This is a genomic window from Hyphomonas sp. (assembly GCF_041689225.1).
Taxonomy (GTDB): Bacteria; Pseudomonadota; Alphaproteobacteria; order Caulobacterales; family Hyphomonadaceae; genus Hyphomonas.
The window spans coordinates 1-24,244 of the sequence record NZ_JBDNGN010000155.1 but is presented as its reverse complement, the minus strand read 5'-3'; the positions used below and the strand labels follow the sequence as shown (position 1 = coordinate 24,244).

Here is a 24,244-nt window from a genome sequence, read left to right as displayed (position 1 = left end):
GATGTCGACAAGTTCCAGGGAATTCAGGAATTTGAAGGCCCCTTCCTGGCCGTTCTTGACCGACAGCGCGATCATCGTTCCGCCGCTGGTCATCTGGCGCTTGTGGACGGCGTAGTGCGGGTGATCCTTGCGGTGGGGATATCGCACAGCATTGGCATTGGGGTGGGCGGCGATGGCGTCGGCGAGGCGCGCGGCGGTGGCGCTCTGGGCATCGACGCGCAGTTTCAGGGTTTCCAGGCCCTTGAGCACGACCCAGGCGTTGAAAGGGGCCGCGGCCGGGCCGACATGGCGCAGGTACGGATCGTACACCTCCTCCATGTAGGCCGAATCACAGAGAATCGCGCCGAGCATGACACGGCCCTGGCCATCCATATGCTTGGTCGCGGAATAGACGACGACATCGGCGCCGAGTTCCAGCGGGCGCTGCAGGATAGGGGTCGCAAATACGTTGTCGACGACCAGGAGGGCGCCGGCTTTATTGCAGAGTTTGGCCACAGCTTCGATATCGACGCCGTCGAGCAGCGGGTTGGCCGGGCTTTCGATCAGGACGAGCTGGCAGCCCTTGGCGAGTTCGCGTTCCCAGGCATCAAGGTCTGCGCCGTCGACGAATACCGTCTCGATCCCGTATTTCGGCATCAGGTTGGCGATGATCCAGCGGCACGAGCCGAACAGGGCGGTCGCCGCGACGACGCGATCGCCGGTTTTCAGGGGAGCGAGAATCGCCGCGGAAATGGCACCCATGCCGCTGGCCGTCACGCGGCAGGTCTCGGCGTCTTCTATCAGGGCGAGGCGCTGTTGCAGCATTTCACAGGTCGGGCTGCCATAGCGGGAATAGACGAATCCCGGCTCGTCGCCCTTCATGCGGGCCATGGCCTGTTCGGCGCTGTCATAGGCATAGCCGGATGTGAGGTAGAGCGCCTCGGAGATCTCGCCATGTTCGGACCGCATCAGGCCGCCGCGAACCGCTTTGGTCGCCGGCTTCCAGCCTGCTTTGCCTGATTCATCCGACCCGTTCGTCATGCTGTTATAGTCCTTGTCTTTCCTGCACTGGGTCTTATGCCTGAGAGCACAAGGGGTGCAAGAGATGGTGCAGGAAACGGGCGTTTTGCCCGACCACGAAATTGAGGCACTGGTGGTTGGTGGTGCGATCCGCAGCGACCTGCCGCTGGAGACCGGCCAGGTCCAGCCGGCGAGCCTCGACCTGCGTTTGGCAGAAGATGCCTATCGCCTGCGCGCGAGTTTCCTGCCGGGCAAGGACCGGACGGTGGCCGACATGCTGCAGGAGCCGGGCGTGCACATGCACCGGATTGACCTCACTGACAAAGGCGCGGTACTGGAGACCGGCTGTGTCTACCTCGTGCCCTTGCAGGAATCGTTGCGCCTGCCTGCCGGTATATCGGCGCGGGCCAATCCGAAAAGTTCGACCGGGCGTATCGACGTATTCACGCGACTGGTAACGAACCGGGGCAAGGCGTTCGACGATGTGCCAATGGGTTATTCCGGGCCCCTCTATCTTGAAGTGTCGCCGCGAACGTTCCCGATCATGGTGCGGCCGGGTGACCGTCTGGCGCAGGTGCGTTTCAAGCGGAAACGGCCGGACGCGTTGAAGGAGCGGGTGGTGTCGATCGATCTCGAGCCGCCCGAAGGCCGGCCGGCCGGATACCGCGCCAAGCAACATTCCGGCGTGGTGGACCTGCGCGGCATCGGCGCGCACGAGGCCGGCCAGTTCTGGGAACCTGTTTTCCCGCGCCACGGTCGCATCGTGCTGAATCCGGAGGACTTCTACATCCTCGTCAGTCGCGAGACGGTGAAAGTCGCGGCGCTTGAGGCAGCTGAAATGGCCCCGATTGCGCCGGAACTGGGCGAGTTTCGGGCTCATTATGCCGGCTTCTTCGATCCGGGGTTCGGCACCAACAAGGGTGGCAGCCGGGCTGTCCTGGAGGTGCGCTCACGTGATGTTCCCTTCATCCTTGAGCACGGCCAGCCGGTTGCCAAACTGATCTACGAGCCTATGGCAGCTAAACCCTCGGGACTCTATGGTGGTTCCGGATCAAATTATCAGGGACAGGGATTGAAGCTGTCGAAGCATTTCGCGATCTGAGCGTCTCCAGATCGGGTCACTCATCAAGGTTCAATCTCATCTCCAGGATATGCGACGTGAACCCGGCCTTTTCATAGGCGCGGATTGCGGGAGCGTTGTCACTGTAGACCGTGAGACGAATTTCGCGGAGATCATTGGCCTTCGCCCAGGCTGACAAGTGTTCAAGCAGGCGCTTGTTCAGCCCCCGGCCGCGATAGTCTGGCCTGACATACATGAACCCGAGATAGGCGTGATGGGTGTCCTGAACATAGGCTTTGGACAGATTCTTGATGGCGAAGCCTGAGCCGACGACCAGGCCGTCCACTTCGACAACGGCGACTTCGGAATCATCCGACGCGATCTTTTCGGCGATGTCGTAATAGCTGATCGGATCCGGCTTCAGCGTGTGGTCGTAGGGACGCTCAGCGGTGATAATGCCCTGCTCGAACGCCAGCAGGACCGGGAGATCGTCCTGCCGTGCCGACCGGACAATACCCGGTTTCGCGATCGTCTCCGGCTCAGCCATTCGCCGGATGCAGGTCGCGGTAGCGGATGCGTTCGCCTGTGCGTGTTTCATCGACTGACACGAGCTTCACGAGTTCGGCGGCGACGACGTCTGCGGTCGGCAGGGTCATCGGGTCTTCGCCGGGCTTGGCGGCCGCGCGCATCTCGGTACGTGTGCCGCCGGGATCGAAGATGTTGGCGCGCAGGGCCATTTTCTCGGTCTCGTCGGCCCAGCCGATGACCATGGCTTCAAGCCCGGCCTTGGAGGCCTGGTAGGCGCCCCAGAAAGCCTGGGGGTGTGCTGCCACGCTGGACGTGACGAACACGGCGCGAGGAGATGCAGACTGGTGCAGCCAGGGCGCCAGCGCCCGGATAAGACGCCAGTTGGCCGTCAGGTTGACTTCGATTGTCTCCTCGAAGCTGCGCGGCCCGCAACTTTCTAGAGGTCCGAGCGTACCGAGCACGCCGGCATTGGCGATGAGGCCGTCGAGGCGGCCGAACTTCTCGCCGATCACCTTGCCGAGCGTTTCAATTCCCTTGGCGTCCTTGAGGTCCATGGGAACGAGCACAGCTTCGCTGCCCAAGGCGCGGATTTCGTCATCGAGTTTTTCGAGAGCGGCCTTTGAGCGGGCCACAGCGATCACGAGATCGCGCTGCCGGGCGAGGTGAAGCGCGGCGGCGCGGCCGATCCCGCGCGAGGCGCCGGTCACGAGTACAAGTCTGGGTTGGTCCGTCATGACGCGCGTTTATCGCAGCGCCTACGTGTCGTCCAGCAAGGAGAGCTGGCGCTCCTTGTCGGATTCGTGGTGCTGGTGATCGATCAGCGGGGTCGGATAGTCGCCGGTGAAGCAATGGTCGGCGAATTGCGGCTGCATGGCATTGCGGACCGGTTCGCCGATGGCCTTGTACAGACCCGCTACCGACAGGAAGCCGAGACTGTCGACCTTGAGTTCGCGCACCATTTCCTCATGCGTGTGGATCGCCGCGAAGAGTTCGGATTTGGCCGCCATGTCGATGCCGTAGAAATCCGGGTTCACGATGGGGGGGCTGGCCGAACGGAGGTGAATTTCCTTCGCGCCCGCTTCGCGCACCATCTGGACGATCTTTTTCGAGGTGTTGCCGCGCACGATCGAATCGTCGACCAGGATCACGCGCTTGCCTTCGAGCACCGCGCGGTTCGGGCTGTGCTTCTTCGAAATCGCAGCCTGCCGGCCGACCTGTGTCGGCTGGATGAAGGTCCGCCCGACATAGTGATTGCGGATAATGCCCATGCCGAACGGGATGCCGGAGGCTTCCGAATAGCCGAGCGCTGCGGGCACGCCGCTGTCCGGAACCGGCACGATCACGTCGGCATCGACAGGGGTCTCGGCGGCCAGCTGGTGGCCCATGCGGCGACGCACGTCATAGATCGAGCGGCCCTGAACGATACTGTCGGGGCGGGCGAAGTAGACATATTCGAATGCGCACGGGCTGCAGGCGCGCGGTGGGAAGGCCCGGATCGATTCAATACCGTCATCGGTGATCACGACCATTTCGCCATTCTCGACTTCGCGCACGAACTCGGCGCCTATAATATCGAGGGCGCAGGTTTCCGAGGCGAGGACATAGGCTGCGCCGAGCTTACCGATCACGAGAGGGCGAAGGCCGATCGGGTCGCGTGCGCCGATCAGCTTCTTGCCGGTCAGGCCGACCAGCGCGTAGCCGCCTTCGATCTGCTGCAACGCATCGACCAGGCGGTCCATGAAGCGCGGCTTGGGGCTGCGCGCGACGAGGTGGAGAATGACTTCGGTGTCCATCGTGGACTGGAAGATCGCGCCATCGCGAACCAGTTGGTGGCGCAGCTCGCGGGAATTGGTCAGGTTGCCGTTGTGGGCGACAGCAAAGCCGCCAAACGACAGGTCGGCAAAGATCGGCTGGATGTTGCGCAGCATCGGCCCGCCCTGGGTCGAATAGCGATTGTGGCCGATCGCGGCATAGCCGGGCAGGCGATTGCGAAGGTCGCCGCCGAAATGATCGCCGACCAGGCCCATGTGCCGCTCGGACGGGAAGCGTTTGCCATCGAATGTGGTGATGCCGCAGGCTTCCTGGCCGCGATGCTGCAGGGCGTGAAGCCCGAGCGCGGTGTAGAGGCTGGCTTCGTTGTTGCCGTAAATTCCAAATACACCGCATTCTTCGCGCGGTTTGTCATCGTCATGATCGAACAGGACCATATGAGACCGTAGCCTCCTTTGTGCGTGACAGGTTCGTGACGCCCTATTGGCTTGTTTCTGCCTTCGAGGGAAGGGCAGTTTGCACTTCCCGGCCGACTTTTGTTGCATTCTCGTTCACATAATCGGCAACATTGCTGAGCACGGGATAGCAGGCCGCGTTCTGGATGAAGCCGGGGACCCGGTTTTCATCGAGCGCGAGTTGTAGAAGGACGACAAAGAAAACGAGGGCGACGAAGCCACGGGCGACACCGAACGCCAGCCCGGCGAAATGGTCGAACATGCCGATACCGTCGGCGCCCTGGATACTTTTCGACAGGCGCTGGCCAAACCAGGCGACCAGCACATAAGCGCCGACGAAACCCGACACGATCAGCAACGCATCCGCTGTCGGCAAGGTGAATATGATGAGATCAAGTTGCGACATGCTCTCGGGAAGCAGGGCGGCGAGATCGTTTGTGAATAATTTCCGGGCAAAGACTGCGGCGGTGATTGCGCCGATGAAGGCGCCCATCGTGGCCACTTCGCGCAGAAATCCGCGTGCGAAAGCCATAATAGCGGAGATGACGATAACAGCCACGGCGATGGCGTCGAAAGCTGTAACAAAATCAAGCATTCAGGGCGTCCGGGGCAAGCAACTCAACGAGTTGGATAAGCCTCTTAATCGGGGTGATCGTCAAGCCATCGACTGAACTTGGACTGCCTTCCGGCACATAGGCGTGCACGAATCCCAGGCGGGCCGCTTCCTTGAGTCGCTGCTCGATCCGGGCCACGGGGCGGACAGCGCCGGACAGGGACACTTCGCCGAAGAATACGGATCGTTCGGGTGCAGCGGCGTCTGAAAGCGAGGTTAGCAACGCGGCAGCGGCGGCAAGATCGCCGGCCGGTTCGCCAATGCGATAGCCGCCTGCGACGGTGAGGTAGACGTCCATGCCTGCAAAGCCGACGCCGCAGCGCGCTTCGAGCACGGCCAGCAACATGGCGAGGCGACCAGCATCCCAGCCGATCACGCTGCGCCGGGGTGTACCATAGGCGCTCTTGGCAACCAGGGCCTGCACTTCGGCCAGCACGGGGCGCGACCCTTCCATTGCGGCGAAGACGGCGGAGCCGCCTGCGGCTTCCCCATCTGGCGACAGGAACAGGGCCGAAGGCTCCTTGGCTGGGGCAAGGCCGTACTGATGCATTTCGAAAATGCCGATTTCGTCGGTTGGGCCAAAGCGATTCTTGGTGGCGCGCAGGATGCGGAACTGGTGGCCGCGTTCGCCTTCGAAATAGAACACGGTGTCGACCATGTGCTCGACAACGCGCGGGCCGGCAATGTTGCCTTCCTTGGTGACGTGGCCGACGAGGACAAGCGCGGCACCCGACTTCTTGGCCCAGCGCGTCAGCTCCTGTGCGCAGGCGCGGACCTGCCCGACGGAGCCGGGGGCGGCTTCGAGACTGTCTGACCACATGGTCTGGATCGAATCGATGACCACGAAGTCCGGTTCAGCGGCTTTCAAGGCAGACAGGATTTTGCGCAGGTCAGTCTCGGTGGCGAGCTGGACCGGACTGTCGGCGACTTTCAGGCGGATGGCACGTTCCTGGATCTGGGCGGCGGCTTCCTCGCCGGACACGTAGACCGACTTCAGGCCGTTGCGGGCGAGGCGCGCGGCGATCTGCAGCAGCAGCGTCGATTTGCCGATACCGGGATCGCCGCCGATCAACGTGGCGGAGGAGGGAACGAGGCCGCCCCCAAAGGCGCGATCGAGTTCCTCGACACCCATGATGATCCGCTTTGGCGGGTCTGCCCTGTCGTTGAGGGCGACGAATTCAATCTTGTTGCTGCGCTTCGTGCCGGCCTTCGCTGGCGCGAGGCCGCCCGGTACAGCGGCAACAGCTTCCTCGACGAGCGTATTCCATTCGCCGCAACCATTGCACTTGCCGGTCCACTTGGAATGAACCTCGCCACAGGACTGGCAAACGAAAGCGGAGGTGGAAGTCTTGGCCATGACAAGGAGTTAGCGGGCTTTGCGCGCATGCGGAAGAGGCGCGTACCAGAGCCAATAGCCACTACGGGCCCGGTTGGTTACGTCCTGTAAAGAACTGTATCCCATGTAGGACGCGACGTTCAGCCAGATGCGGAACTAGATCAGGAGGCAAATGCTATGCTGGGATGGATTATCGGGGGCGGGGTTGTTGCCTTGCTTGCCTTGTTCTTTGTGATCGGGACGGTTGCGCAGAAGAAACATGGCGAGGACATGGTTTCCGGTGGTACCAGCTATATCAGGTTTGCGGCGGCGGTCATCCTCAGCACGCTACTGGAGCGTGTGCAGCGTCCGGAGATGACCGACGAAGAAAATGCCCAACGCATCGATATCGCGCGTGTATCCCCGGCAGCCATGGCGGCGGGTCAGAAGGTTTTCGGCGATGCCATGACCGAGGGTTTGATGAAAGATGAGCTGAAAACCGTCGTGCAGTACCGCGCCAACCACCTGATCGGTGTAAAAGAGCATGAGATGCATGAGCTGGCGAAAAAAATGCCCGATCGAGCGCAAGGACGACGTCATCTTGGCGGCGATGACGGCAATGCAGCTGAACTACCAGGAGCCCGACGAGCAGTTTTCCGCGTTGCGATTGTTCGCAATCCAGTTTTACGACAATGCGCTGGATGGCGACAGGCGAATGCTTGGCGTCGACGGCCCGGTGAACCTGCTTGAGGTGTCGATCGAACATTCAAACGAGATTGTTCGCACCCTGAATGCCATGACAGACGCGCGCAGTGCCGGTGACGCTGGGGCCTGAGCGCGGTTCCGGTCGGGATCAGGCCGGTGACTGTTCTGGTAAGATGTGATCAGTGTTCCCTTCAATGGTCGCAGGCAGTTCGCTGGCGCCTTTGCAGACGAAGGGCGCGAGCCCGTCCGGCTTCTTGCCATCGGTCAGGCGCACGGCGCGGGCGGGGCCGCGCGCGTTGCCGGCGGTGAAGGCGAAGGAGCCATCCAGCACATCCGCGTTGCGCTGGTAGAAGGGGATGTAGCCGGAGAAGAGGCGCTTGGAGAGGGTCGGGTGGAACTCGAACCGCCCGGTCGAGGCGCGCCGTGCGCCCTCGAACCGGCCAGTCAGGCTGACCGAATTGATCTCCTTGGTGCCGACGAGGCGGACCGGATAGCGGCCTGCAGACGGGATCGGTTTGAACGCCTCTTCCACTTTCTCGCCGTCACCGACGACCGGGGCCGATAGCGGATCGTCCGACAGGAACACGCGCCAGGCGAGGTGGAGGCCTTCATAGGCTTTCAGGTCGGCTTCGATCGTGCAGGTGTCGATGTGCCATTCGCCGTCGAGCCGGAATTTCTCGTATTGCAGCCAGCCGGTGAATCCGAGCGAGAGCGCCGTGAACGCCACGGATATGTATTTGATGAAATCCATCATGATGCGTCTCCCCCGAGGTATCAGGCCCCAAGTTCGGCACGAGGTTCACCCCGGCGTCAAGTCCGCTCGCCGACGGATCAAGGCCTAAACCCGATGGCGCGCCTGATGCAGAACAGGAACATGCCGGTTGAAATGATGAGGGAGGGCAGCAGGACGATGGGCTGGATGTCGGTTGTGGCGCCCGGAAGCCGGCTGATCGCAAGCCCAAAAGCGCCAAAGAAATCGATCATCAGCGCGAGGAGAGCATACATCAGCCATCTCGACGATTTGATATACATCGAAGGCCCCTAAATCGCGGGCTGGATCGGCCCATCGGCGCGGCCGTGGACGAACTGGTCGACATATTCGTTGCCGCTATGATCGACGTCATCGGCCTTGCCGCGCCAGATGATCCTGCCCTCGAACAGCATGGCCACTTCGTCGGCAATCTTGCGGGCCGAGCTCATGTCATGCGTGATGGTGACGGTGGCCGCGCCGAGGCCGCGCACCTGTTCAATGATCAGGTCGTTGATCGCGTCCGCCGTGATCGGGTCGAGGCCCGTGGTCGGCTCGTCGAAGAAGATCAGGTCCGGTTCGGAAATGATCGAGCGGGCAAGCGATACGCGCTTCTGCATGCCGCCGGAGATTTCGGCTGGATAGAGGCCAGCGACTTCCGAGCCAAGGCGCACTTTCTTCAGCGTCTCAATCGCGCGTTCTTTCGCTTCGCTTCGCTTTACGCCATCGGCATTGATCAGGCGGAAGGCGACGTTCTCCCAGACGGTGACCGAGTCGAACAGCGCGCCGGCCTGGAACAGCATGCCGACGCGGGCGCGCATCGACTCGCGTGTCTTACCGGTTGAATTGGTCACGTCGTGACCGTCGAACAGCACCTTGCCGGCCGTTGGTGTCATCAGGCCCAGCGCGACCTTCAGCATGACCGATTTGCCCGAGCCCGAGCCGCCGATCACGACGAGGCTCTGGCCCGGCGCGACGTCAAGATCGATGCCGCGCAGGACATTGTTGCGACCGAACGATTTTTCGATGCCTTCCAGTTTCAGGATAGGCTGGGTCACAGGCCAATCTCCACGAACAGGTTGGACAGGATGAAATTGGTCGCCAGCACGAGCACGGCGGCCCCGACCATGGACAGGGTCGCGGCCCGGCCCACGCCTGTCGCGCCGGCCTGCGAACGATCGCCTTGATAGCAGCCCATGACAGCGATGACGCCGCCGAAGACGACGGCCTTGATCAGGCCGACCATGATGTCGTCGCGGGTGACGAAATCGAGCGTGTTGCGCAGGTAGGTCGTGGAGTCGAAATCGAGGCTGTAGACGCTGACCAGCCAGCCACCCATCACGCCAATGATGTTAGCAGCCGCCACTAGCATGGGCAGGGTAATGAGTGCGGCAATGAAGCGGGGGGCATAGAGGTAGCGGTACGGGGAGGCGGAGAGGGTCTCAAGGGCGTCGATCTGCTCCGTCACGCGCATGGCGCCGATTTCCGCCGAGATGCCAGCCGAGACGCGCCCGGCGAGCATCAGGCCGGTGATAACCGCGCCGAGTTCGCGCGTGATGCCGAGCACGACGATATTGGGCACGAATTGTTCAGCGCCATAGCGACTGCCGCCGGTATAGATGTTGAGGGCCAGCGCGGCGCCGATGAAGACGGCCGACATGCCCACGACCGGAAAGGAATAGAAGCCGATCCGGATGATCTGTCGCCCGATCTCGCCCCAGAACCAGCGGGGCGTGAACGCGGCAAAGGTGACCCGACCTGCGAACGTGGACAGGCGTCCGATCTCGGCAAAAAAGCCGAGCGCGCCAGCGCCGATCCAGCGCAGGGGGTTGGGAAAGCCGTTCTTATGCGTAAACACGTTCGACACGATTGCTGAGCCCCGTCAGTAGTTCATAGCCAAGCGTACCCGCGCGGGCGGCCTGGTCTTCGAGTTTGGCATGCTCGCCGATGAATTCAACGCGGGCGCCTGCTTTTGCCTTATCCTGTGCCTTAGAAACATCAATTGTCGTCAGGTCCATGGAAATGCGTCCGACGACCGGGCACGGGACGCCGTCGAGATAGGCGATGAACGCGTTGCCGCCCGACCGCAACAGGCCGTCGGCATAGCCGATGCCGACCGTGGCGAGCTGGGTGTCCTGTTCGAGCGTCCGGGTTGCGCCATAGCCGACCGTCTCGCCGATCTCCCCATCGAAAACGCTGAGTATGGCGGCGTCCAGTGTAAGTCCGGGGCTTAACCGGAGTCCTTTTGGGGGACGCGAGCCGCCATAGAGGGCGAGCCCGGGACGGGTCAGGTCGTATCCGAAGGCCTTGCCGAGATAGCAGCCCGCGGAGTTTGCGAGGCTTGCCGGCGTGTCTGGAAAGGCCGCGGCGATATCGTCGAATGCGCTACACTGGGCTGCATTCATTTTGTGGCTGGTCTCGTCGGCGCAGCCGAGGTGGCTCATGACAAGGACGGGCTGCAGTTTTTGCAGGGTCGTCAGTGAGGTTCCGAGCATTTCGTCCTTGAGACCGAGCCGGTTCATGCCCGTATCGAAATGCAGTGCGGACGTACCCTTCGGCGCGCTGGACCAGGCTGCTACATGGTCGGGCGAAGACAGAACAGCTGTCAGGCCCGCCGCGACATAGGCGGACATTTCCCGCCGGGTTGGACCGTTCAGGACGAAGATGCGCGACCCGAGCCCCAGGGCCTTGCGCAGGGCAAGGCCTTCTTCGAGGTAAGCGACAAAAAAAGTTGAGCACCCAGCCCGCGACAACGCCCGGCCAACCGGGATGGCACCAAGGCCGTAGGCATCTGCCTTTACGACGGCCGCAGTCGTCGCGCCCGCGTGCAGGCCGTCCAGCGCCCGCCAGTTCGCGACGATATTCGAAAGATGGATCGTGGCGCGGGGCAGCTGGCTCATGGGCAGCGATTTAGGACGCTTCGGGCGCGGTGTCACTTCCTGGCGGCATGCTCTTTCCATGCCTGGCCCTTCATGTTCCAGACCGGCGTGAAGAACACCATCCAGAGAATGATAAGCGTCATGCCGCCGGCTGGCACGATGGCGATCCTGTGCGCGCCGAATATGTCGACGAGTGCGCCCATGAGTGCGGCGCCCAATGGGGCGCCGGCCATGAAGCCTAATTGATAGATTGAAAGCACCCGGGCGAGTTTCTCCTTGGGTGCGGCATCCTGCACTATCGACCGGCTCATGGCGATCGATATGCCGGCAGCGAGGCCCCAGATGAAGACGATGCCGAGGAAGGCCCAGTGCGGGATATCCCACATCATGGCGAGGATACTGCTGGATCCGAGGAATTGCGCGACCAGCAGCAAGCGTCCCTGCCGCTTGATACGTCGGAAGATCGACAGGACGACTGACGAGACGAAGGCGCCCATCCAGAAGGTTACGAACATGTCGCGGATACCATCCGACCCGAAGCCATAGATGTCGCGGTTGACGATGGGCAGTACCACGAGAAAAGCCCCGATCACAAAAATCCCGACGCCGAACATTAGGGCCGTCATGGCCCAGAGCCTGCCGTCGGAACGGACTGCGCGGAAACCTTCGGCAATGTCCCCGAACGCCGCGCCAAAACCGCTGCGCCCGGTCCGGACCTGTCGTCCTTTTGCCAGGTTGAGCGCAAACAGCGTGCCGAACACCAAGACAATCGCCTGCGTGAGCAAGAGTTTGTCGGCGGCGATGGGGCCGATCCCGAAACCGCTCAGCCATTGCGGCATGCGGGTCATCTTGTCGGCATAGCCCGCGAGGATCAGGCCTGCGATCTGGGCCAGGAATTGTGCCATCGTGGCGAGAGTCACGCCGAGCTGGAGCGTGACGTTCGACCCTACGCGCATGCGCCGTTCGACAACCTCATTCACGATTGAATCGCGCGCCGGCATCATGAAGGCGCCAACCGTGCCGATCGTCAGGCCGTAGAGGATCATGCCGGGATAGGAGAGCTGGCCGCGGGAAATCGCGAGAGCCAGGAACAGGGCAGGGATGGCGGCCAGGAGGTGGAGGATGATCAGAAGTCGCCGACCATCGGCACGTTCTGCCACGACGCCGCCGATCAGCAGGAAAATGACGGACGGAGCGGAGAGCGCCATATTGGCCAGCCCCAGCGCAAGACCGTCCATATGAAGATGGTCCTTGCCCGTGATCAGGTAGGGGAACAGAACCATCTGAAGCCCAAAGGCCATGAACCAGCTGCACTGGACCATCAGATAGGCGGGAAGTTCGATGCTCACGCCCCGGCGCAGGCGTTTGGCGCGCCAATGCGTTGCGGTTGACAAGAGGGACGCGCCGGCGCCAAGCGCTTCGCTGATGCCGCTGACCGGAGACGTGACATCGCCGACGGCTTCATCGACCATATCGTCAACGAGTTCTTCGATCCTGTCGCTCATTCCAGCTCCCGTCGGCGATCGCGACTGTATGTTGAGCCCCGGACCATTAAAAGTAAAATCAGATACTGCGCTATCGCAGGGGCAAACGATCAAGGCGGGCGCGGGAATGGCAGGTTTCCGTCAGTTGCCTTTGAGTCGCCCTGTTTGTACCGTCAGTAGAGGCGTATGTTCGAACTACAAGCCACGGGTGGAGTATCATGAGACTGTTCAGGCAACTCGTCAGTTGGGCCCTCGCGCTCTTTTTGATAGCGATGTTTGTGCAGGCGACCCTCTCCCCGCTCCCCAACCCGTCGGAAGGGTCGGTGAAGTTTTTCGATCCTCCCGGGGCCAATATCGTGTTCCAGACGATTGCAGACCGAACGGGCCAAACCCTGTTCGAGCCCGCCGGCAGGGTTCTGACCGGCGCGCTTGAGCTGATCGCCGCGTTTTTCCTCCTCCTGCCCTTTACCCGGCGCCTTGGTGCCGTCATCTCCGCTGCAGTCCTCGGCGGCGCCGTGGCGTTCCACCTGTCGCCCTATCTCGGCCGCGAGGTTCCGGTATCGCTTGACCCCGCAAGCACGCAGACAGACGCTGGCATGCTATTCAGCTTGGCGATCATCATGCTGGTCGCGAGCCTGCTGGTGCTGGTGGTTCATCCCGGATCGCGTGACTGACGCTGGTATTTGTCGCCGCCGTCTGTACCGCTCGTTAACGCTTTCAGTTCAGTCTGCTGCCATTGTGACGCAGGCATTTAGATGGACGATATGGAAGAGCCAATGAATCCGCCGCGAATCGGGCGCGCGCGAGACGCCTTGTTTCGGCGGCTGCTTGATCTTGTGGCGATGCCGGCATCGCGCCTGGCGCACCAGGATCGCAACATGGTGGGCGATATCCTGCTCGACATGCTTTTTCACGCGAACACACGTGAGCGCATGCTGTGCGCGTCCAGACTGGCGACCAGCCGGGAAGCGCCGCGCCGCCTGCTTCGCTATCTAGCTCAAAGTTCTTTCGAGATTGCGCAACCGCTCCTGGAACAGAACGAGGCGTTCGATGCCAGCGATCTTAGCGAGATCGTTGAAGCGACGTCGACCGATCACCGCCTGGCCATCGCCCGCCGCAAGGTTGTGGCGCCGGGCGTATGTGTGGCGCTCGCCGAGCATGGCGAATCGCTTGTCGTCCGCAAAATGGTCGAGAATACGGGCGCGGTGCTGCCGGAATCGGCGGTCGACAAGCTGGTCATGCGCTCGCGTGACGAGTCCCAGCTTTGCGCGCTGCTTGTGGAGCGTCTCGAACTGCGCCCCTCTCAGGCGATGGCGATGTTCTGGTGGTCGGACAGTCCCACCCGGCGAAAGATATTGCAGCGCCATTCAGCTGACCGAATCGAGGTCATAGAAACCTGCAAGGATGTCTTCGAGATCATGGCGTCCGAGAAATGGGCCGACCCGGTTGCACGCAAGGCATTGCAGCTCATTGAGCGGCGCCAACGCAACCGCGAGGCGCTCGACAGGAGCGCCTTCGAGAGCCTTGAAAGCGCAATAAATTCAGCAGCACTGGAGGGCATGACGCCTGAGCTTGCGCAAGAGATCGGGTACCTTTGCGGGATCAAGCCTGTGACCATCGCCAAGATCCTCTCCGATCCAGGCGGCGAGGGCGTGGCAGTGCTCTGCAAGGCGACTGGCGTGAAGCGCGAATTCCTGCCTGTGCTCTGGTCGGCCCTGCGCCGTCCGCTCGAAATTGATGATGGTCAGATACATCCCCAGTTTGAATTGGTGGCAGAGACTTACGAGTTACTCACCGTTGCCAAAGCCCAGACGACGCTGCGCTATTGGAACTGGTCACTTTCCGCTGCTTTCTCCGCACAGGCCCTGCACGAATCACAGGCAAGCGGCGAAGTGGCGAACGAAGAAGCGGCGTTCTCGACGTCACAGCGCACAGCCAGACTGGTTTTTGGCAGCTAGGCGCCAAAAAAGTCCGAAAGAGTCTTCCCAAGCCTGCTCCGGGCCTTTAGGGCAGGCGTTCGTGTTTTGGGTTGTTACAGGAGCGCAGGCGCATTGTGGCGTACTTTCTGGGGCTATTAATTGCGCTGGCTGCGTTCTGGCTCGGAATGTCCGGGCATTTTGAGCCGCTGCTATTGGGCTTGGGCGCCATGTCGCTCGCGCTCACCCTGATCCTCGCTTACCGTCTCGACATACTTGATAGAGAAGGCGTGCCATATGTGCGCTTTGTCGGCTTTGCCCTATATTTTCCTTGGCTCATGAAAGAGATCGTGAAGGCCAACTGGACCGTGATCAGGGCCTGCTTACGCGCCGATCTCGACATTGCGCCTACGCTCGTGAAGCTCAAGACAGTCTGCAAGTCGGACCTCGCAAAAGTGACATTTGCCAACTCGATCACACTGACGCCCGGCACGGTGACCGTCGAGATCGACGGTGACAAGCTGCTGGTCCATGGGCTGTACGAACAGGACTCTCAGCCGGAAGCCTTCACAGAGATGGACAGACGTTCGGCCCGGGCCATTGACGGGAAAGGAGCCGCCGCATGACCGCTGCCGCCCTGATTGCCATCCTGCTCGGCATGATCCTGCTGCTCATACGCACGCTGATCGGTCCGACCCTGTATGACCGCGTATTGGCCGTAAACTCGTTTGGCACCAAGACCGTTCTGGCGCTCGGCCTGCTAGGCTTCGTGATGGATCGACCCGAATTTCTCGACATCGCCATTCTGTACGCGATGATCAACTTTGTCTCGACAATCGCCATCCTGAAATTCTTCCGTTACCGCTCGTTCCAGGTGCCGCTCGTCCGGCGCGATGCTCAGAGAGGCAAGCGTAATGGCTGATATCCTGGCAAACCTGCAGCAGTTCTTCGAAATGGTGCGCTATCCTGCAGGCTCGGCGCTTTGCTTGATCGGTGCCATCCTGTGCGTGATCGGCACGATTGGTGTGATGCGCTTTCCCGATTTCTACACGCGGATGCACGCCGCCAGCATTACGGACACATCGGGCGCGACGGTTATCCTGATCGGCATGGCGCTGATAGCGCCGGACTGGCTGGTCGTTGTTAAACTGGCTGTGATTTTCTGGCTCTTGTTCCTGACCAGCCCGGCCGCGTCCCATGCCGTGGCCAGCGCCGCGCATACCGCCGGCCTCCAGCCGCTGATCGGCCGGATCGGCCAGAAGCGCGACGATGACGAGGACGCAGCATGACCGGCGTTCTTGAGGGCGACATCGGCATGGCCCTGGTCAACATATTGCTGCTCGCGGTTCTGTTTGTTGTTGCGATCGCGATTGCACGCCTGCGCAGCCTGTTCGCGATCGTGATGCTGTCGGGTATCTACTCACTGGTTTCGGCGACCTGGTATGTCGTGGTCGATGCTGTCGACGTTGCCTTCACCGAAGCCGCTGTCGGCGCAGGCATGTCGACGGTCGTGCTGCTCGGCGCCATGCTGCTGACCTCGCGCACCGCGAAACCGGACAAGAAGTTCGCGCGGCTTGGGCCACTGCTGGTCGTTTTGGCAACAGGCATCATGCTGATCTACGCGACCGTTGACCTGCCGGCGCTCGGCGACCCGAACTCGCCGGTCAACACGGGCGTGGGCCTTCAGCAAATGCAGATTAACTGGGCCGATACTGGCATCCCTAACGTCGTTACGTCGGTGCTGGGCAGTTACAGGGGCTTTGATACGCTGGGTGAAACCACCGTGGTCTTCCTGGCGGGCCTGGCAGTTGCGCTATTGCTTGGCTTTGGCGAGCGCTCGCTGGCGGTATCGATTCGCCGTGAAGGCAAGTCGCCCGGACGCGGTAAGCCATCGACACCGGCCGAGAAAAAAGAGGAGGATGCCTCGTGAATAATGATCATCACATCATACTTCGCGTCGTCTCCAAGATGCTGCTGCCTGTCATCATCATGTTCGGGTTCTACACGCAGTTCCATGGCGATTTCGGTCCCGGCGGCGGTTTCCAGGCCGGTATCATCATCGCGGTCGGCGTCATCCTGTACGCGCTCGTTTTCGGAGTGCCTGCTGCCATGCGCGCGGTGCCACCTGTCTTCACCCGTTCGCTCGCGGCCTTTGGTGTCATGCTCTTCGCGGGCGTTGGCTATTGGGCGCTGCTGCAAGGCGGCAACTACCTTGAATACCAGGCGCTCTTCCATGAGCCGCCCGGCGAACATCACGGCCAGCATATAGGCATCTTGTTGATCGAACTTGGCGTACTCTGCGGCGTCACCGGCGCCATGCTCACGATCTTCTATGCCTTCGCAGGCCGCGTCGCCGAAATCCGAGATAAAGACTGGTAAGCAATGCTGGAATTCATTCTCGAACGGGCAAACTATTGGGCGATCATCGGACTGATGATGATCGGTCTCTACATCACGTTTGCCAGTGGTAACCTCATCAAGCGGATTGTCGGCCTGTCGCTGTTCCAGACATCGGTCTGCCTGTTCTATGTGACGCTCGGCAAGGTGGCGGGCGGCACGGCGCCGATCCTGTATGGCGCAGATGCCATCGAGCATGGCGGCGGCCACGGCGCCGAGGCGGTCCATCATGCGGTCGCTGTACCGGGCGGCCATGCCCTCGGCAATGCGAGCGCACCGGTCGAGCTTGTGAACACCTATTCCAATGTGCTCCCGCACGTCCTTATGCTGACGGCCATTGTCGTCGGCGTGGCGACCCTGTCTGTCGGGTTGGCGCTGATCGTGCGTATCCGCGAAGCCTACGGCACGATCGAGAGCGACGAGGTGCGTGACATCGATCTCGAGACCGCGATGGTACAGGAAGCCGAAATTGACGAATGGCTTAACGGGGCAAGCGCATGATCGATTTGCTGTTGAGTTCCGTGCCGGCCTGGGCACTGACGCATGCTGCGCCCCTGCTGGTCATGGTGCCGCTGATTCTGGCGCCAGCGCTGGCGCTTGTGCCGAGCGGGCGCATTGCCTGGTTTGTCAGCATAGGTGCGACGGCAGCATCGCTGGTCTTTGCCCTGATCCTGCTGGGAATCGTGCAGACCTCGTCGTCCGGCGTGATCAGTTATGCGATGGGCAACTGGTTGCCGCCTCTTGGTATCGAATTCCGCGTCGATGCGTTGAACGCGATGATCCTTGTCCTGGTGTCGGCGATTGGCGTTCTGGCATCGGTGATGTCCTACCCGACGGTTCTTGCCGAGATACCCAAGGAAAAGACCGCGCTGTTCTATTCGGCTTTCCTTGCCTGTTTCGCTGGCCTGTGCGGCGTGGCGATCACGGGTGACGCGTTCAACCTGTTCGTCTTTCTCGAGGTTAGTTCGATCTCGACCTATGTCCTGGTTGCACTGGGTGCGTCGCGCGACCGCCGCGCCCTGCATGCCGCCTTCAACTACCTTGTCATGGGCACGATTGGCGCGACATTCTTCATCATAGGTGTCGGCTTCCTCTATGCCGCCACCGGTACGTTGAACATGGCCGATATTGCCTCGAAACTACCGACCCTGACGGGCAGCCGCACCGTGCAGGCCGGCTTCGCGTTCATCGTTGTCGGCCTGGGTCTTAAGGCGGCCATGTGGCCGCTGCACCAATGGCTGCCGAACGCCTATTCCTATGGTCCCAGCTTTGTCACCATGTTCCTGTCGGCGACCGCAACCAAAGTGGCGCTCTATGCGCTGATCCGGTTCCTGTTCACGGTCTTCAGCCCACGCTTCGCCTTCGAACAGGCCGCGTTCAACGCCATGCTGATGCCGCTCGGGATCGCTGCCATGATCGCCTGCAGTTTCCAGGCCGTGTTCCAGACTGACGTTCGCCGCGTGCTGGCCTATTCCTCGGTCGCACAAGTCGGCTACATGATTTTGGGCATCTCGGTCGGCACGGTTGCAGGCCTCAGCGCGGGCCTCTTCCACCTCCTCAACCATGCAATGATCAAGGGCGCCCTGTTCATGGCCGTCGCGGGCGTTGTCCTCACTTACAAGGGTACGAACATCCGCGATTTCGCTGGCCTCGGGCGTTCGGCGCCCTGGACGATGACCGCCTTTGCGATCGCTGGCCTGTCGCTGATCGGTGTGCCGCTGACGGCCGGCTTCCAGTCCAAACTCCAGCTGGGCTATGCCCTGTTCGAGCATGGATGGTGGTGGGCCGTGATCCTGGTTGTGTTCTCGAGCTTCCTGGCCGTGATCTATGTCGGACGCATTCTTGAGGCCGTCTTCTTCCAGCCGCCCGTGAACCCGCGCAAGACCCGCAAGGAAGCGCCGATCGTGCTGCTCGTGCCGCTCTGGATACTTGCGCTTGCGAATATCTATTTCGGGATCACGACAGAGATTCCGCTCGGCCTCGCGCGTGATGCGGCGCTGGCCGCGTTTGGGCCGGGGATGTTCCGATGAGTCCTGACATGCTGATCCTTGCCGCCCTTTGCATCCCGTTGCTGATCGCGGTTGGCATTGCGGCTGCCGGGAGCTTCCCGAATATCCGCGAAGGCGTCACCATCGTGGGATCGGTCATCCTGCTTGGCGTTGTGATCGCACTGGCTATAGCGGTTTCGAATGGTGAGTCGCCGTCGCTGGACCTTGGGGCAGCGGCGCCCGGCCTGTCCTTTGCGTTCAAGCTGGAACCGCTTGGCGCCCTGTTCGCGCTGGTCGCCAGTGGTCTCTGGATCGTCAATTCCTTCTATTCAATCGGCTATATGCGCGGCAATCGCGAGCGCAACCAGACGCGCTTCTATATCTGTTTCGCCATCGCGATCTTCGGTGCCATCGGCGTTGCCATGTCGGGCAACCTGTTCACGCTGTTCGTCTTCTACGAAGTGCTGACCCTGTCGACCTATCCGCTGGTGGCCCACAAGGGCGACGCGGCTGCCAAACGCGGCGGGCGCATCTACCTGCTGACGCTGCTTGGCACATCCATTGGTCTGTTCCTGACGGCCTTGATGTGGACATGGACGCTCGCAGGCCAGAATCTCGACTTCGTGCCGGGCGGCCTGCTCGCTGGAGTGGACATCAGCCCGGCCGTATCGACGGCCCTTCTCCTGCTCTTTGCCTTCGGTATCGGCAAGGCGGCGCTGATGCCGGTTCACTTCTGGCTGCCGAACGCCATGGTCGCGCCGACGCCGGTGTCTGCCCTGCTGCACGCTGTGGCCGTCGTGAAGGCCGGCGTGTTCACCGTGATGAAAGTGTCGATCTTCATTTTCGGCGAGGACTTGCTGAATGCGACGCCGGGGCGCGACTTTGTTCTCGGGGTCGCCTGTTTCACCATCATCGTTGCCTCGCTCGTCGCGATGACGAAGGACAACCTCAAGGCCCGGCTCGCCTATTCGACCATCGCGCAGCTTGCCTATGTCACGGCAGGCGCAATGCTGGCCAACGAGGCCGGCTTCCTCGGCGGCAGTATCCAGATCGCCGCCCACGCTGCGGGCAAGATGACGCTCTTCATGTGTGCCGGCGCGATCTATGTCGCCACCGGGGCCACCAATATTTCCGACATGCGCGGTCTCGGCCGCCGGATGCCGCTGGTGTTCATCGCTTTCTTCATCGCATCCCTGTCGATCATCGGCATTCCACCGATGGCAGGCAGCTGGGCGAAATATGAGCTGATGCAAGGCGCCATCGAGGGTGGGAACGCCTATGTGCCGTGGGTGCTGATCGGCTCGTCGCTGCTGAACATTGCCTACCTCCTGCCGATACCGATCCTGGCTCTGATGCCACCCCCTGGCTCCGGCGAACCTCGAGCCTTCAAACGCCCCGGCGGCGCACCGGCCCTGACGGTTGCCGCGCCGGTGTTCACGGCGGCGCTGTGTATCATCCTCTTCTTCCTGGTCGGACCGCTCGCGGATTTCCTCGCGCCATCCATGGGCGGTAGCGCGGCCGCGATTATGACCGGAGGCCAGCCATGAGCAATGACACGCCCGAGACCCGCGACACGACGGGGCGCTTCTTGAAGCGTGCCGCTGAAAAGGCGCACGACCTCCACACCGTCTCCGACGAAGGCGTGCACCCGATGGCAAAGCTCCTGTTCGGCTGGACTGAAGCAAAACATATCGGCGCGATCATGTTCTGGGGGCTCGGCCTGCTCGGTGCGTTCCTGATCGTGCTCGACATGTTCGTCAACCGGCATGACTATTTCACGTTCGCCAACTCGACGGGCTTCTATGGCTTGTACGGCTTCGCGGCGTTCACTTTCGTCGTCCTGATGGGCTGGCCGCTTGGAAACTTGCTGCGGCGGGGCGAAAATTATTATGGTGACGCTGGCGGACCGCCGGCCGATGTCGACCCGGATCGGCCGCAAGGGCCCGCTGACGCACATCCGACCTATGAGGGAGACGAGTAATGCCCGCCTTCCTGACCGCTCTGAACCCCGGATGGTTGCTGATCCTTGCAGGCGTCGTGGCCATCTTCCTGCCTATGCGCCGCATCCGACAGGGTATCGCCATTGGTGCGCCGCTTGTCGGCATCGCACTGCTTGCTCTGGCCGACCAGAATGTGAACCACCTAACGGCGAGCGTCATGGGGCTCGACCTGGTTCTCTACCGTGTTGACGGTCTCAGTTTCATCTTCGGTCTGGCATTCCTGATCGCAGCCCTGCTCAACGCTATCTACGCCTGGCATACCGATGACAGGGTGCAGGACGGCATGGCCCTGGCCTATGGCGGCGCGGCGATTGCGGCGGCCTTCTGCGGCGACCTGATGACCCTGTTCATCTTTTGGGAAATCACGGCGGTCACATCCGTTTTCATGGTGCTTGGGGCAGGGACGCGCGCGTCCTATTTCGCGTCCATGCGCTATCTCGGCGTTCAGATCCTGTCGGGCGTCTTGCTGTTGGCGGGCATCGCCTATGTCTACCACGACACTGGTAATATCGGGCTGCAAGTGTTCGAAGACCTTGCTGCGCCCGGCGCGCTGCTGATCTTCATCGCCTTCGGCATCAAGGCGGCTTTCCCCTTCCTGCACAATTGGCTGCAGGACTCCTATCCGAAAGCGTCGGTTGTGGGGGCGGTCGTTCTGTCGGCCTTTACCACCAAGCTTGCGGTGTATGCGTTTGCCCGCATGTTCCCGGGCCAGGACTCGCTGATCTGGATCGGCGCCGTGATGACATGTTTCCCGGTCTTCTTCGCCGTGATCGAGAACGACCTGCGCAAGGTGCTCGCCTATTCCACGAACAACCAGATCGGCTTCATGATCTGCGCCATCGGGGTCGGTACGCCGCTTGCCCTGAACGGCGCGGTCGCCCACGCCTTTGCCGACATCATGTTCAAGGGCCTCCTGTTCATGTCCATGGGCGCGGTCCTCTATCGCACAGGCACAACCAAGGCGAGCGAGCTTGGCGGCCTTTACCGCTCAATGCCCTGGACCACGATTTTCTGCCTCGTTGGCGCCATCTCGATCTCGGCCATGCCGCTCTTCTCGGCCTTCGTGACCAAGTCCATGATCCTCAGTGCCGTTGCCCATGCAGGCCTGCCCATTATCTGGCTCATGCTGATGTTCGCCTCGGCTGGTGTGCTTGAGCATTCCGGAATCAAGATCCCGTATTTTGCCTTCTTCGGTCACGACAGCGGCAAGCGCGTGAAGGAAGCGCCGTTCAACATGTTGCTGGCCATGGGCATGGCGGCGTTCATCAGCATCGCCATCGGCCTGCCGGCGGTCATTCCCGGCCTTGGCTACGAATGGCTTTACAACCTACTGCCTTACCGCGAAGAGGCGATGAACTATCAGCCATTCACCTTCGATCACATCCTGACGCAGCTACAGCTTCTGGTGCTCGCAACCTTTGCCTTCGTGCTGCTCAAGCGGTTCGGCGTCTATCCGCCGGAGAAGCCCGGCACGATCCTCGACACCGACTGGCTGTACCGCAAGGTCGGTTTCGGTATGGCGCAGTGGGCTGGAACTGTGTGGGGGAAAGTCGGTCCGGCGATGACCGCCGTGTTCTTCGGCCTTACCGGACGGGCCTATGACCGGATCGAATCGGCCTTCAGCCCGCGTGGCGAGTTGGCCCGGGGCGGGCTCACGGGGGCGATGGCGGTCTGGACGGCAGCGTTGCTTGGACTGGCCCTGTTACTGGCATTCATCACAGTAGGCTGAAGTCACAGTATCCGCTTCGGCGTCGAATTGTTGCAACGGCATGCAACTTTGGCGCGGACAGACTGTCTTTTTAGTATTTACACATTTTCGTCTTCAGTTACCCCGGAATAGAGTATTTCCGGGGAGGTAAGATAATGCCCGAAGCCACAAGGCCTGATCCGCGCGGGGGCGCGCTCATTGCATTCGCCAGTGAAATCGTCGCGGCCTATGTTGGGAACAACGCTGTACACTTAGCTGAATTGCCAGACATCATTCGTAATGTGCATGCCTCATTGGCGGGTCTGGGCAGCGCGGATGCCGAGGCGTCCCGCCCCAAGCCGGCCGTTTCGGTAAAGCGATCGCTCGGTGAGGACTTCCTCGTCTGCCTGGAGGACGGCAAGAAGTTCAAGTCGCTGAAGCGCCATCTGCGCACCAAGTATGACATGTCGCCGGACGAATACCGTGAAAAATGGAATTTGCCGCCTGACTATCCGATGGTTGCGCCGGGCTATTCAAAGCATCGCTCAATGCTCGCAAAGAAGATGGGGCTGGGCAAAGGCGACAAGGCCTAGTTGTCACGCGCGAATACTATTCGTTGCCGCTCCGGAACGAAATATTTTGGTAAGACATGTTAAGATTATGCGTAGTCGACTCTTGATCCCGGACTCTACTCGCGCGATAGGTGATTCTATCGAATCACCTTGGGGGTGCACACGATGTCGAAACAGACGGTATTTCAGGGCGTCACCGTCGCCCAGCAGGTACTTATCGATTACTGGAAGCGGCTGCGCGATCGCGCGGGCTGCGTGCCGCGTGACGCGATCGATCCGGGTGAGCTGCGCAGCATGCTTGCAAGCATCTCCATCGTTCAGTTTGACGATTCCGGCGATGGCCGGTTCCGGATTGCCGGTTCACGCCTGCGGGACATATTCGGCATGGAAGCGCGCGGCCGCCGCGTCGCGGACGTGATCGGCGAACATGGCGATGCCTTTTCGCTCGGCTTGTCCGTTGCCCTGGAGCGCCGGGCGCCGGTGGGCGGCGTCATCGAACAGACAGACGGCATGCATGCCTGGCTACGGCTGCCCCTGATGGATTCCAGCGGTCAGCTGACAATGGTCCTGTGCCATGATGAATTGCTGTCCAGCCGTCGGTTTGTTGTTCCAAATGGTGGCCAAACCGGTGCTGTCCACACTTCTCCCCCCCGTGCGGCGGCCTGATTCGCTTGCAAAACTTGATGTTATCTTGATGTCATAGGAAAGTTATCCGACACCTTTTGAAGCCGGGTAGTCTTCTACCTGCCAAACCAGAAGGAGACATTGATGGCGAAATTCGATCCACAGAAAGACGAAGACTGCGCTTATCTGGCGGCCGCGGCGACAGCCTATGCGCTCGGCTTGAAGTCGGCGATCCTGCTTTCGTCTGAGCGCGGTCGCCCCATTGAGGCGCGGGCCCGGAACATCGCGGACGACCTCACGCATGTTGCGCTGGGCCTGTCCAGCGTCGTGATGATGAGCAAGGCGCCAGTTGTGGCCTGACGCGGCTAGAGCGTTTCAGTTTTCGGCGGAAGCATAACCCGCTCCTGTGATATAGTTTTGGCATTCGGATGAGCTGATGGTCTTCACGATTTTTCCGGTTTCATGGATGACGTCTTCGATTGTGTGTTTCTGGGCCGTGCGCAT

The 24,244-nt window shown here is 61.3% G+C and carries 29 protein-coding genes; 17 read left to right on the top strand and 12 right to left on the bottom strand.

The window, feature by feature from the left end; translation table 11 throughout:
• Positions 1–1,020, bottom strand: a 1,020-nt coding sequence (locus ACESNB_RS15520; RefSeq protein ID WP_373008940.1) for an aminotransferase class I/II-fold pyridoxal phosphate-dependent enzyme, incomplete at its 3' end; no start/stop codon positions are given.
• Between the two features lie 64 nt (positions 1,021–1,084).
• On the opposite strand from ACESNB_RS15520, the gene ACESNB_RS15515 reads away from it, so the two are divergent.
• Positions 1,085–2,101 (top strand): 2'-deoxycytidine 5'-triphosphate deaminase, encoded by a 1,017-nt coding sequence (locus tag ACESNB_RS15515; protein ID WP_373008938.1) that lies wholly within the window; start codon positions 1,085–1,087, stop codon positions 2,099–2,101.
• Positions 2,102–2,117: 16 nt separating this feature from the next.
• On the opposite strand, the gene ACESNB_RS15510 is transcribed toward ACESNB_RS15515, so the two are convergent.
• The 5 genes from ACESNB_RS15510 to radA are packed head-to-tail and all read right to left on the bottom strand — an operon-like array spanning position 2,118 to position 6,782.
• The gene (locus tag ACESNB_RS15510) at positions 2,118–2,606 is read right to left on the bottom strand and encodes an N-acetyltransferase family protein (RefSeq protein ID WP_373008936.1); all 489 of its coding nucleotides are present in this window, start codon (positions 2,604–2,606) and stop codon (positions 2,118–2,120) included.
• Positions 2,599–3,321, bottom strand: a complete 723-nt coding sequence (locus tag ACESNB_RS15505; protein ID WP_373008934.1) for an SDR family NAD(P)-dependent oxidoreductase — start codon at positions 3,319–3,321, stop codon at positions 2,599–2,601. Before ACESNB_RS15505 ends, ACESNB_RS15510 begins: the two co-directional genes overlap by 8 nt.
• A 21-nt stretch (positions 3,322–3,342) precedes the next feature.
• Complete coding sequence (gene purF / locus ACESNB_RS15500; protein WP_373008932.1) at positions 3,343–4,794, bottom strand: amidophosphoribosyltransferase; 1,452 nt, start codon at positions 4,792–4,794, stop codon at positions 3,343–3,345.
• A 43-nt stretch (positions 4,795–4,837) separates the two neighbouring features.
• Positions 4,838–5,407, bottom strand: coding sequence for a CvpA family protein (locus ACESNB_RS15495; protein WP_373008930.1), 570 nt, complete (start codon positions 5,405–5,407; stop codon positions 4,838–4,840).
• Positions 5,400–6,782, bottom strand: coding sequence for a DNA repair protein RadA (gene radA / locus ACESNB_RS15490; protein WP_373008928.1), 1,383 nt, complete (start codon positions 6,780–6,782; stop codon positions 5,400–5,402). The genes ACESNB_RS15495 and radA overlap by 8 nt, the downstream gene beginning before the upstream one ends.
• Before the next feature lie 156 nt (positions 6,783–6,938).
• On the opposite strand from radA, the gene ACESNB_RS15485 reads away from it, so the two are divergent.
• On the top strand, positions 6,939–7,490 hold the full coding sequence (locus ACESNB_RS15485) for a hypothetical protein (RefSeq protein WP_373008926.1): 552 nt from the start codon (positions 6,939–6,941) through the stop codon (positions 7,488–7,490).
• A gap of 103 nt (positions 7,491–7,593) precedes the next feature.
• Here ACESNB_RS15485 and ACESNB_RS15480 read toward each other — a convergent pair whose 3' ends face one another.
• The 6 genes from ACESNB_RS15480 to ACESNB_RS15455 form a co-directional block, all read right to left on the bottom strand.
• Positions 7,594–8,199: a hypothetical protein gene (locus ACESNB_RS15480; protein ID WP_373008924.1), complete on the bottom strand. Its 606-nt coding sequence runs from the start codon at positions 8,197–8,199 to the stop codon at positions 7,594–7,596.
• Between the two features lie 77 nt (positions 8,200–8,276).
• A complete protein-coding gene (locus tag ACESNB_RS15475) occupies positions 8,277–8,477 on the bottom strand; it encodes a hypothetical protein (protein ID WP_373008922.1) in 201 nt (66 codons plus the stop codon).
• A gap of 9 nt (positions 8,478–8,486) precedes the next feature.
• Positions 8,487–9,251: an ABC transporter ATP-binding protein gene (locus tag ACESNB_RS15470; RefSeq protein WP_373008920.1), complete on the bottom strand. Its 765-nt coding sequence runs from the start codon at positions 9,249–9,251 to the stop codon at positions 8,487–8,489.
• Positions 9,248–10,060: an MlaE family ABC transporter permease gene (locus tag ACESNB_RS15465; RefSeq protein ID WP_373008918.1), complete on the bottom strand. Its 813-nt coding sequence runs from the start codon at positions 10,058–10,060 to the stop codon at positions 9,248–9,250. The genes ACESNB_RS15470 and ACESNB_RS15465 overlap by 4 nt, the downstream gene beginning before the upstream one ends.
• Positions 10,038–11,093, bottom strand: coding sequence for an alanine racemase (gene alr / locus ACESNB_RS15460; protein WP_373008916.1), 1,056 nt, complete (start codon positions 11,091–11,093; stop codon positions 10,038–10,040). Before alr ends, ACESNB_RS15465 begins: the two co-directional genes overlap by 23 nt.
• 32 nt (positions 11,094–11,125) lie before the next feature.
• The gene (locus ACESNB_RS15455) at positions 11,126–12,577 is read right to left on the bottom strand and encodes an MFS transporter (RefSeq protein ID WP_373008914.1); all 1,452 of its coding nucleotides are present in this window, start codon (positions 12,575–12,577) and stop codon (positions 11,126–11,128) included.
• A gap of 197 nt (positions 12,578–12,774) precedes the next feature.
• On the opposite strand from ACESNB_RS15455, the gene ACESNB_RS15450 reads away from it, so the two are divergent.
• The 15 genes from ACESNB_RS15450 to ACESNB_RS15380 all read left to right on the top strand — a co-directional run bounded on the left by ACESNB_RS15450 (position 12,775) and on the right by ACESNB_RS15380 (position 24,100).
• Positions 12,775–13,230: a hypothetical protein gene (locus ACESNB_RS15450; protein ID WP_373008912.1), complete on the top strand. Its 456-nt coding sequence runs from the start codon at positions 12,775–12,777 to the stop codon at positions 13,228–13,230.
• Positions 13,231–13,332: 102 nt separating this feature from the next.
• A complete protein-coding gene (locus tag ACESNB_RS15445) occupies positions 13,333–14,514 on the top strand; it encodes a DUF2336 domain-containing protein (protein ID WP_373008910.1) in 1,182 nt (393 codons plus the stop codon).
• 95 nt (positions 14,515–14,609) lie between these two features.
• Positions 14,610–15,098 carry a Na+/H+ antiporter subunit E gene (locus tag ACESNB_RS15440; protein WP_373008908.1) on the top strand — a complete coding sequence of 163 codons (489 nt, stop codon included), beginning with the start codon at positions 14,610–14,612 and terminating at the stop codon, positions 15,096–15,098.
• Positions 15,095–15,394 carry a monovalent cation/H+ antiporter complex subunit F gene (locus tag ACESNB_RS15435; protein WP_373008906.1) on the top strand — a complete coding sequence of 100 codons (300 nt, stop codon included), beginning with the start codon at positions 15,095–15,097 and terminating at the stop codon, positions 15,392–15,394. Before ACESNB_RS15440 ends, ACESNB_RS15435 begins: the two co-directional genes overlap by 4 nt.
• Entirely contained in the window at positions 15,387–15,761 is a 375-nt protein-coding gene (gene mnhG / locus ACESNB_RS15430) for a monovalent cation/H(+) antiporter subunit G (RefSeq protein WP_373008904.1), read from the top strand. Before ACESNB_RS15435 ends, mnhG begins: the two co-directional genes overlap by 8 nt.
• Positions 15,758–16,402, top strand: coding sequence for a DUF4040 domain-containing protein (locus ACESNB_RS15425; RefSeq protein WP_373008902.1), 645 nt, complete (start codon positions 15,758–15,760; stop codon positions 16,400–16,402). Before mnhG ends, ACESNB_RS15425 begins: the two co-directional genes overlap by 4 nt.
• A complete protein-coding gene (locus ACESNB_RS15420; protein ID WP_373008900.1) occupies positions 16,399–16,851 on the top strand; it encodes a Na(+)/H(+) antiporter subunit B in 453 nt (150 codons plus the stop codon). Before ACESNB_RS15425 ends, ACESNB_RS15420 begins: the two co-directional genes overlap by 4 nt.
• Before the next feature lie 3 nt (positions 16,852–16,854).
• A complete protein-coding gene (locus tag ACESNB_RS15415) occupies positions 16,855–17,370 on the top strand; it encodes a cation:proton antiporter subunit C (protein WP_373008898.1) in 516 nt (171 codons plus the stop codon).
• Positions 17,367–18,899: a monovalent cation/H+ antiporter subunit D family protein gene (locus tag ACESNB_RS15410; RefSeq protein ID WP_373008896.1), complete on the top strand. Its 1,533-nt coding sequence runs from the start codon at positions 17,367–17,369 to the stop codon at positions 18,897–18,899. The genes ACESNB_RS15415 and ACESNB_RS15410 overlap by 4 nt, the downstream gene beginning before the upstream one ends.
• Positions 18,896–20,404: a proton-conducting transporter membrane subunit gene (locus tag ACESNB_RS15405; RefSeq protein ID WP_373008894.1), complete on the top strand. Its 1,509-nt coding sequence runs from the start codon at positions 18,896–18,898 to the stop codon at positions 20,402–20,404. The genes ACESNB_RS15410 and ACESNB_RS15405 overlap by 4 nt, the downstream gene beginning before the upstream one ends.
• Positions 20,401–20,838 carry a hypothetical protein gene (locus ACESNB_RS15400; RefSeq protein WP_373008892.1) on the top strand — a complete coding sequence of 146 codons (438 nt, stop codon included), beginning with the start codon at positions 20,401–20,403 and terminating at the stop codon, positions 20,836–20,838. The genes ACESNB_RS15405 and ACESNB_RS15400 overlap by 4 nt, the downstream gene beginning before the upstream one ends.
• A complete protein-coding gene (locus ACESNB_RS15395; RefSeq protein WP_373008890.1) occupies positions 20,838–22,586 on the top strand; it encodes a Na(+)/H(+) antiporter subunit D in 1,749 nt (582 codons plus the stop codon). Before ACESNB_RS15400 ends, ACESNB_RS15395 begins: the two co-directional genes overlap by 1 nt.
• Before the next feature lie 134 nt (positions 22,587–22,720).
• Positions 22,721–23,137, top strand: coding sequence for a MucR family transcriptional regulator (locus tag ACESNB_RS15390; protein WP_373008888.1), 417 nt, complete (start codon positions 22,721–22,723; stop codon positions 23,135–23,137).
• A gap of 144 nt (positions 23,138–23,281) precedes the next feature.
• Positions 23,282–23,782 carry a PAS domain-containing protein gene (locus ACESNB_RS15385; RefSeq protein ID WP_373008886.1) on the top strand — a complete coding sequence of 167 codons (501 nt, stop codon included), beginning with the start codon at positions 23,282–23,284 and terminating at the stop codon, positions 23,780–23,782.
• A 102-nt stretch (positions 23,783–23,884) separates the two neighbouring features.
• Entirely contained in the window at positions 23,885–24,100 is a 216-nt protein-coding gene (locus ACESNB_RS15380) for a hypothetical protein (RefSeq protein ID WP_373008884.1), read from the top strand.
• Positions 24,101–24,244: the final 144 nt, after the last annotated feature.

What these genes read in the sequence shown, in the direction of transcription:
- ACESNB_RS15480 (WP_373008924.1), bottom strand. Translation starts at nt 8,199, where the DNA reads ATGATGGATTTCATCAAATACATATCCGTGGCGTTCACGGCGCTCTCG.
- ACESNB_RS15475 (WP_373008922.1), bottom strand. Translation starts at nt 8,477, where the DNA reads ATGTATATCAAATCGTCGAGATGGCTGATGTATGCTCTCCTCGCGCTG.
- ACESNB_RS15390 (WP_373008888.1), top strand. Translation starts at nt 22,721, where the DNA reads ATGCCCGAAGCCACAAGGCCTGATCCGCGCGGGGGCGCGCTCATTGCA.
- ACESNB_RS15455 (WP_373008914.1), bottom strand. Translation starts at nt 12,577, where the DNA reads ATGAGCGACAGGATCGAAGAACTCGTTGACGATATGGTCGATGAAGCC.
- ACESNB_RS15405 (WP_373008894.1), top strand. Translation starts at nt 18,896, where the DNA reads ATGAGTCCTGACATGCTGATCCTTGCCGCCCTTTGCATCCCGTTGCTG.
- radA (WP_373008928.1), bottom strand. Translation starts at nt 6,782, where the DNA reads ATGGCCAAGACTTCCACCTCCGCTTTCGTTTGCCAGTCCTGTGGCGAG.
- ACESNB_RS15400 (WP_373008892.1), top strand. Translation starts at nt 20,401, where the DNA reads ATGAGCAATGACACGCCCGAGACCCGCGACACGACGGGGCGCTTCTTG.
- ACESNB_RS15415 (WP_373008898.1), top strand. Translation starts at nt 16,855, where the DNA reads ATGCTGGAATTCATTCTCGAACGGGCAAACTATTGGGCGATCATCGGA.
- ACESNB_RS15495 (WP_373008930.1), bottom strand. Translation starts at nt 5,407, where the DNA reads ATGCTTGATTTTGTTACAGCTTTCGACGCCATCGCCGTGGCTGTTATC.
- ACESNB_RS15435 (WP_373008906.1), top strand. Translation starts at nt 15,095, where the DNA reads ATGACCGCTGCCGCCCTGATTGCCATCCTGCTCGGCATGATCCTGCTG.
- ACESNB_RS15505 (WP_373008934.1), bottom strand. Translation starts at nt 3,321, where the DNA reads ATGACGGACCAACCCAGACTTGTACTCGTGACCGGCGCCTCGCGCGGG.
- ACESNB_RS15395 (WP_373008890.1), top strand. Translation starts at nt 20,838, where the DNA reads ATGCCCGCCTTCCTGACCGCTCTGAACCCCGGATGGTTGCTGATCCTT.
- alr (WP_373008916.1), bottom strand. Translation starts at nt 11,093, where the DNA reads ATGAGCCAGCTGCCCCGCGCCACGATCCATCTTTCGAATATCGTCGCG.
- ACESNB_RS15445 (WP_373008910.1), top strand. Translation starts at nt 13,333, where the DNA reads ATGAATCCGCCGCGAATCGGGCGCGCGCGAGACGCCTTGTTTCGGCGG.
- ACESNB_RS15385 (WP_373008886.1), top strand. Translation starts at nt 23,282, where the DNA reads ATGTCGAAACAGACGGTATTTCAGGGCGTCACCGTCGCCCAGCAGGTA.
- ACESNB_RS15410 (WP_373008896.1), top strand. Translation starts at nt 17,367, where the DNA reads ATGATCGATTTGCTGTTGAGTTCCGTGCCGGCCTGGGCACTGACGCAT.
- ACESNB_RS15450 (WP_373008912.1), top strand. Translation starts at nt 12,775, where the DNA reads ATGAGACTGTTCAGGCAACTCGTCAGTTGGGCCCTCGCGCTCTTTTTG.
- ACESNB_RS15485 (WP_373008926.1), top strand. Translation starts at nt 6,939, where the DNA reads ATGCTGGGATGGATTATCGGGGGCGGGGTTGTTGCCTTGCTTGCCTTG.
- ACESNB_RS15380 (WP_373008884.1), top strand. Translation starts at nt 23,885, where the DNA reads ATGGCGAAATTCGATCCACAGAAAGACGAAGACTGCGCTTATCTGGCG.
- mnhG (WP_373008904.1), top strand. Translation starts at nt 15,387, where the DNA reads ATGGCTGATATCCTGGCAAACCTGCAGCAGTTCTTCGAAATGGTGCGC.
- ACESNB_RS15425 (WP_373008902.1), top strand. Translation starts at nt 15,758, where the DNA reads ATGACCGGCGTTCTTGAGGGCGACATCGGCATGGCCCTGGTCAACATA.
- purF (WP_373008932.1), bottom strand. Translation starts at nt 4,794, where the DNA reads ATGGTCCTGTTCGATCATGACGATGACAAACCGCGCGAAGAATGCGGT.
- ACESNB_RS15515 (WP_373008938.1), top strand. Translation starts at nt 1,085, where the DNA reads ATGGTGCAGGAAACGGGCGTTTTGCCCGACCACGAAATTGAGGCACTG.
- ACESNB_RS15510 (WP_373008936.1), bottom strand. Translation starts at nt 2,606, where the DNA reads ATGGCTGAGCCGGAGACGATCGCGAAACCGGGTATTGTCCGGTCGGCA.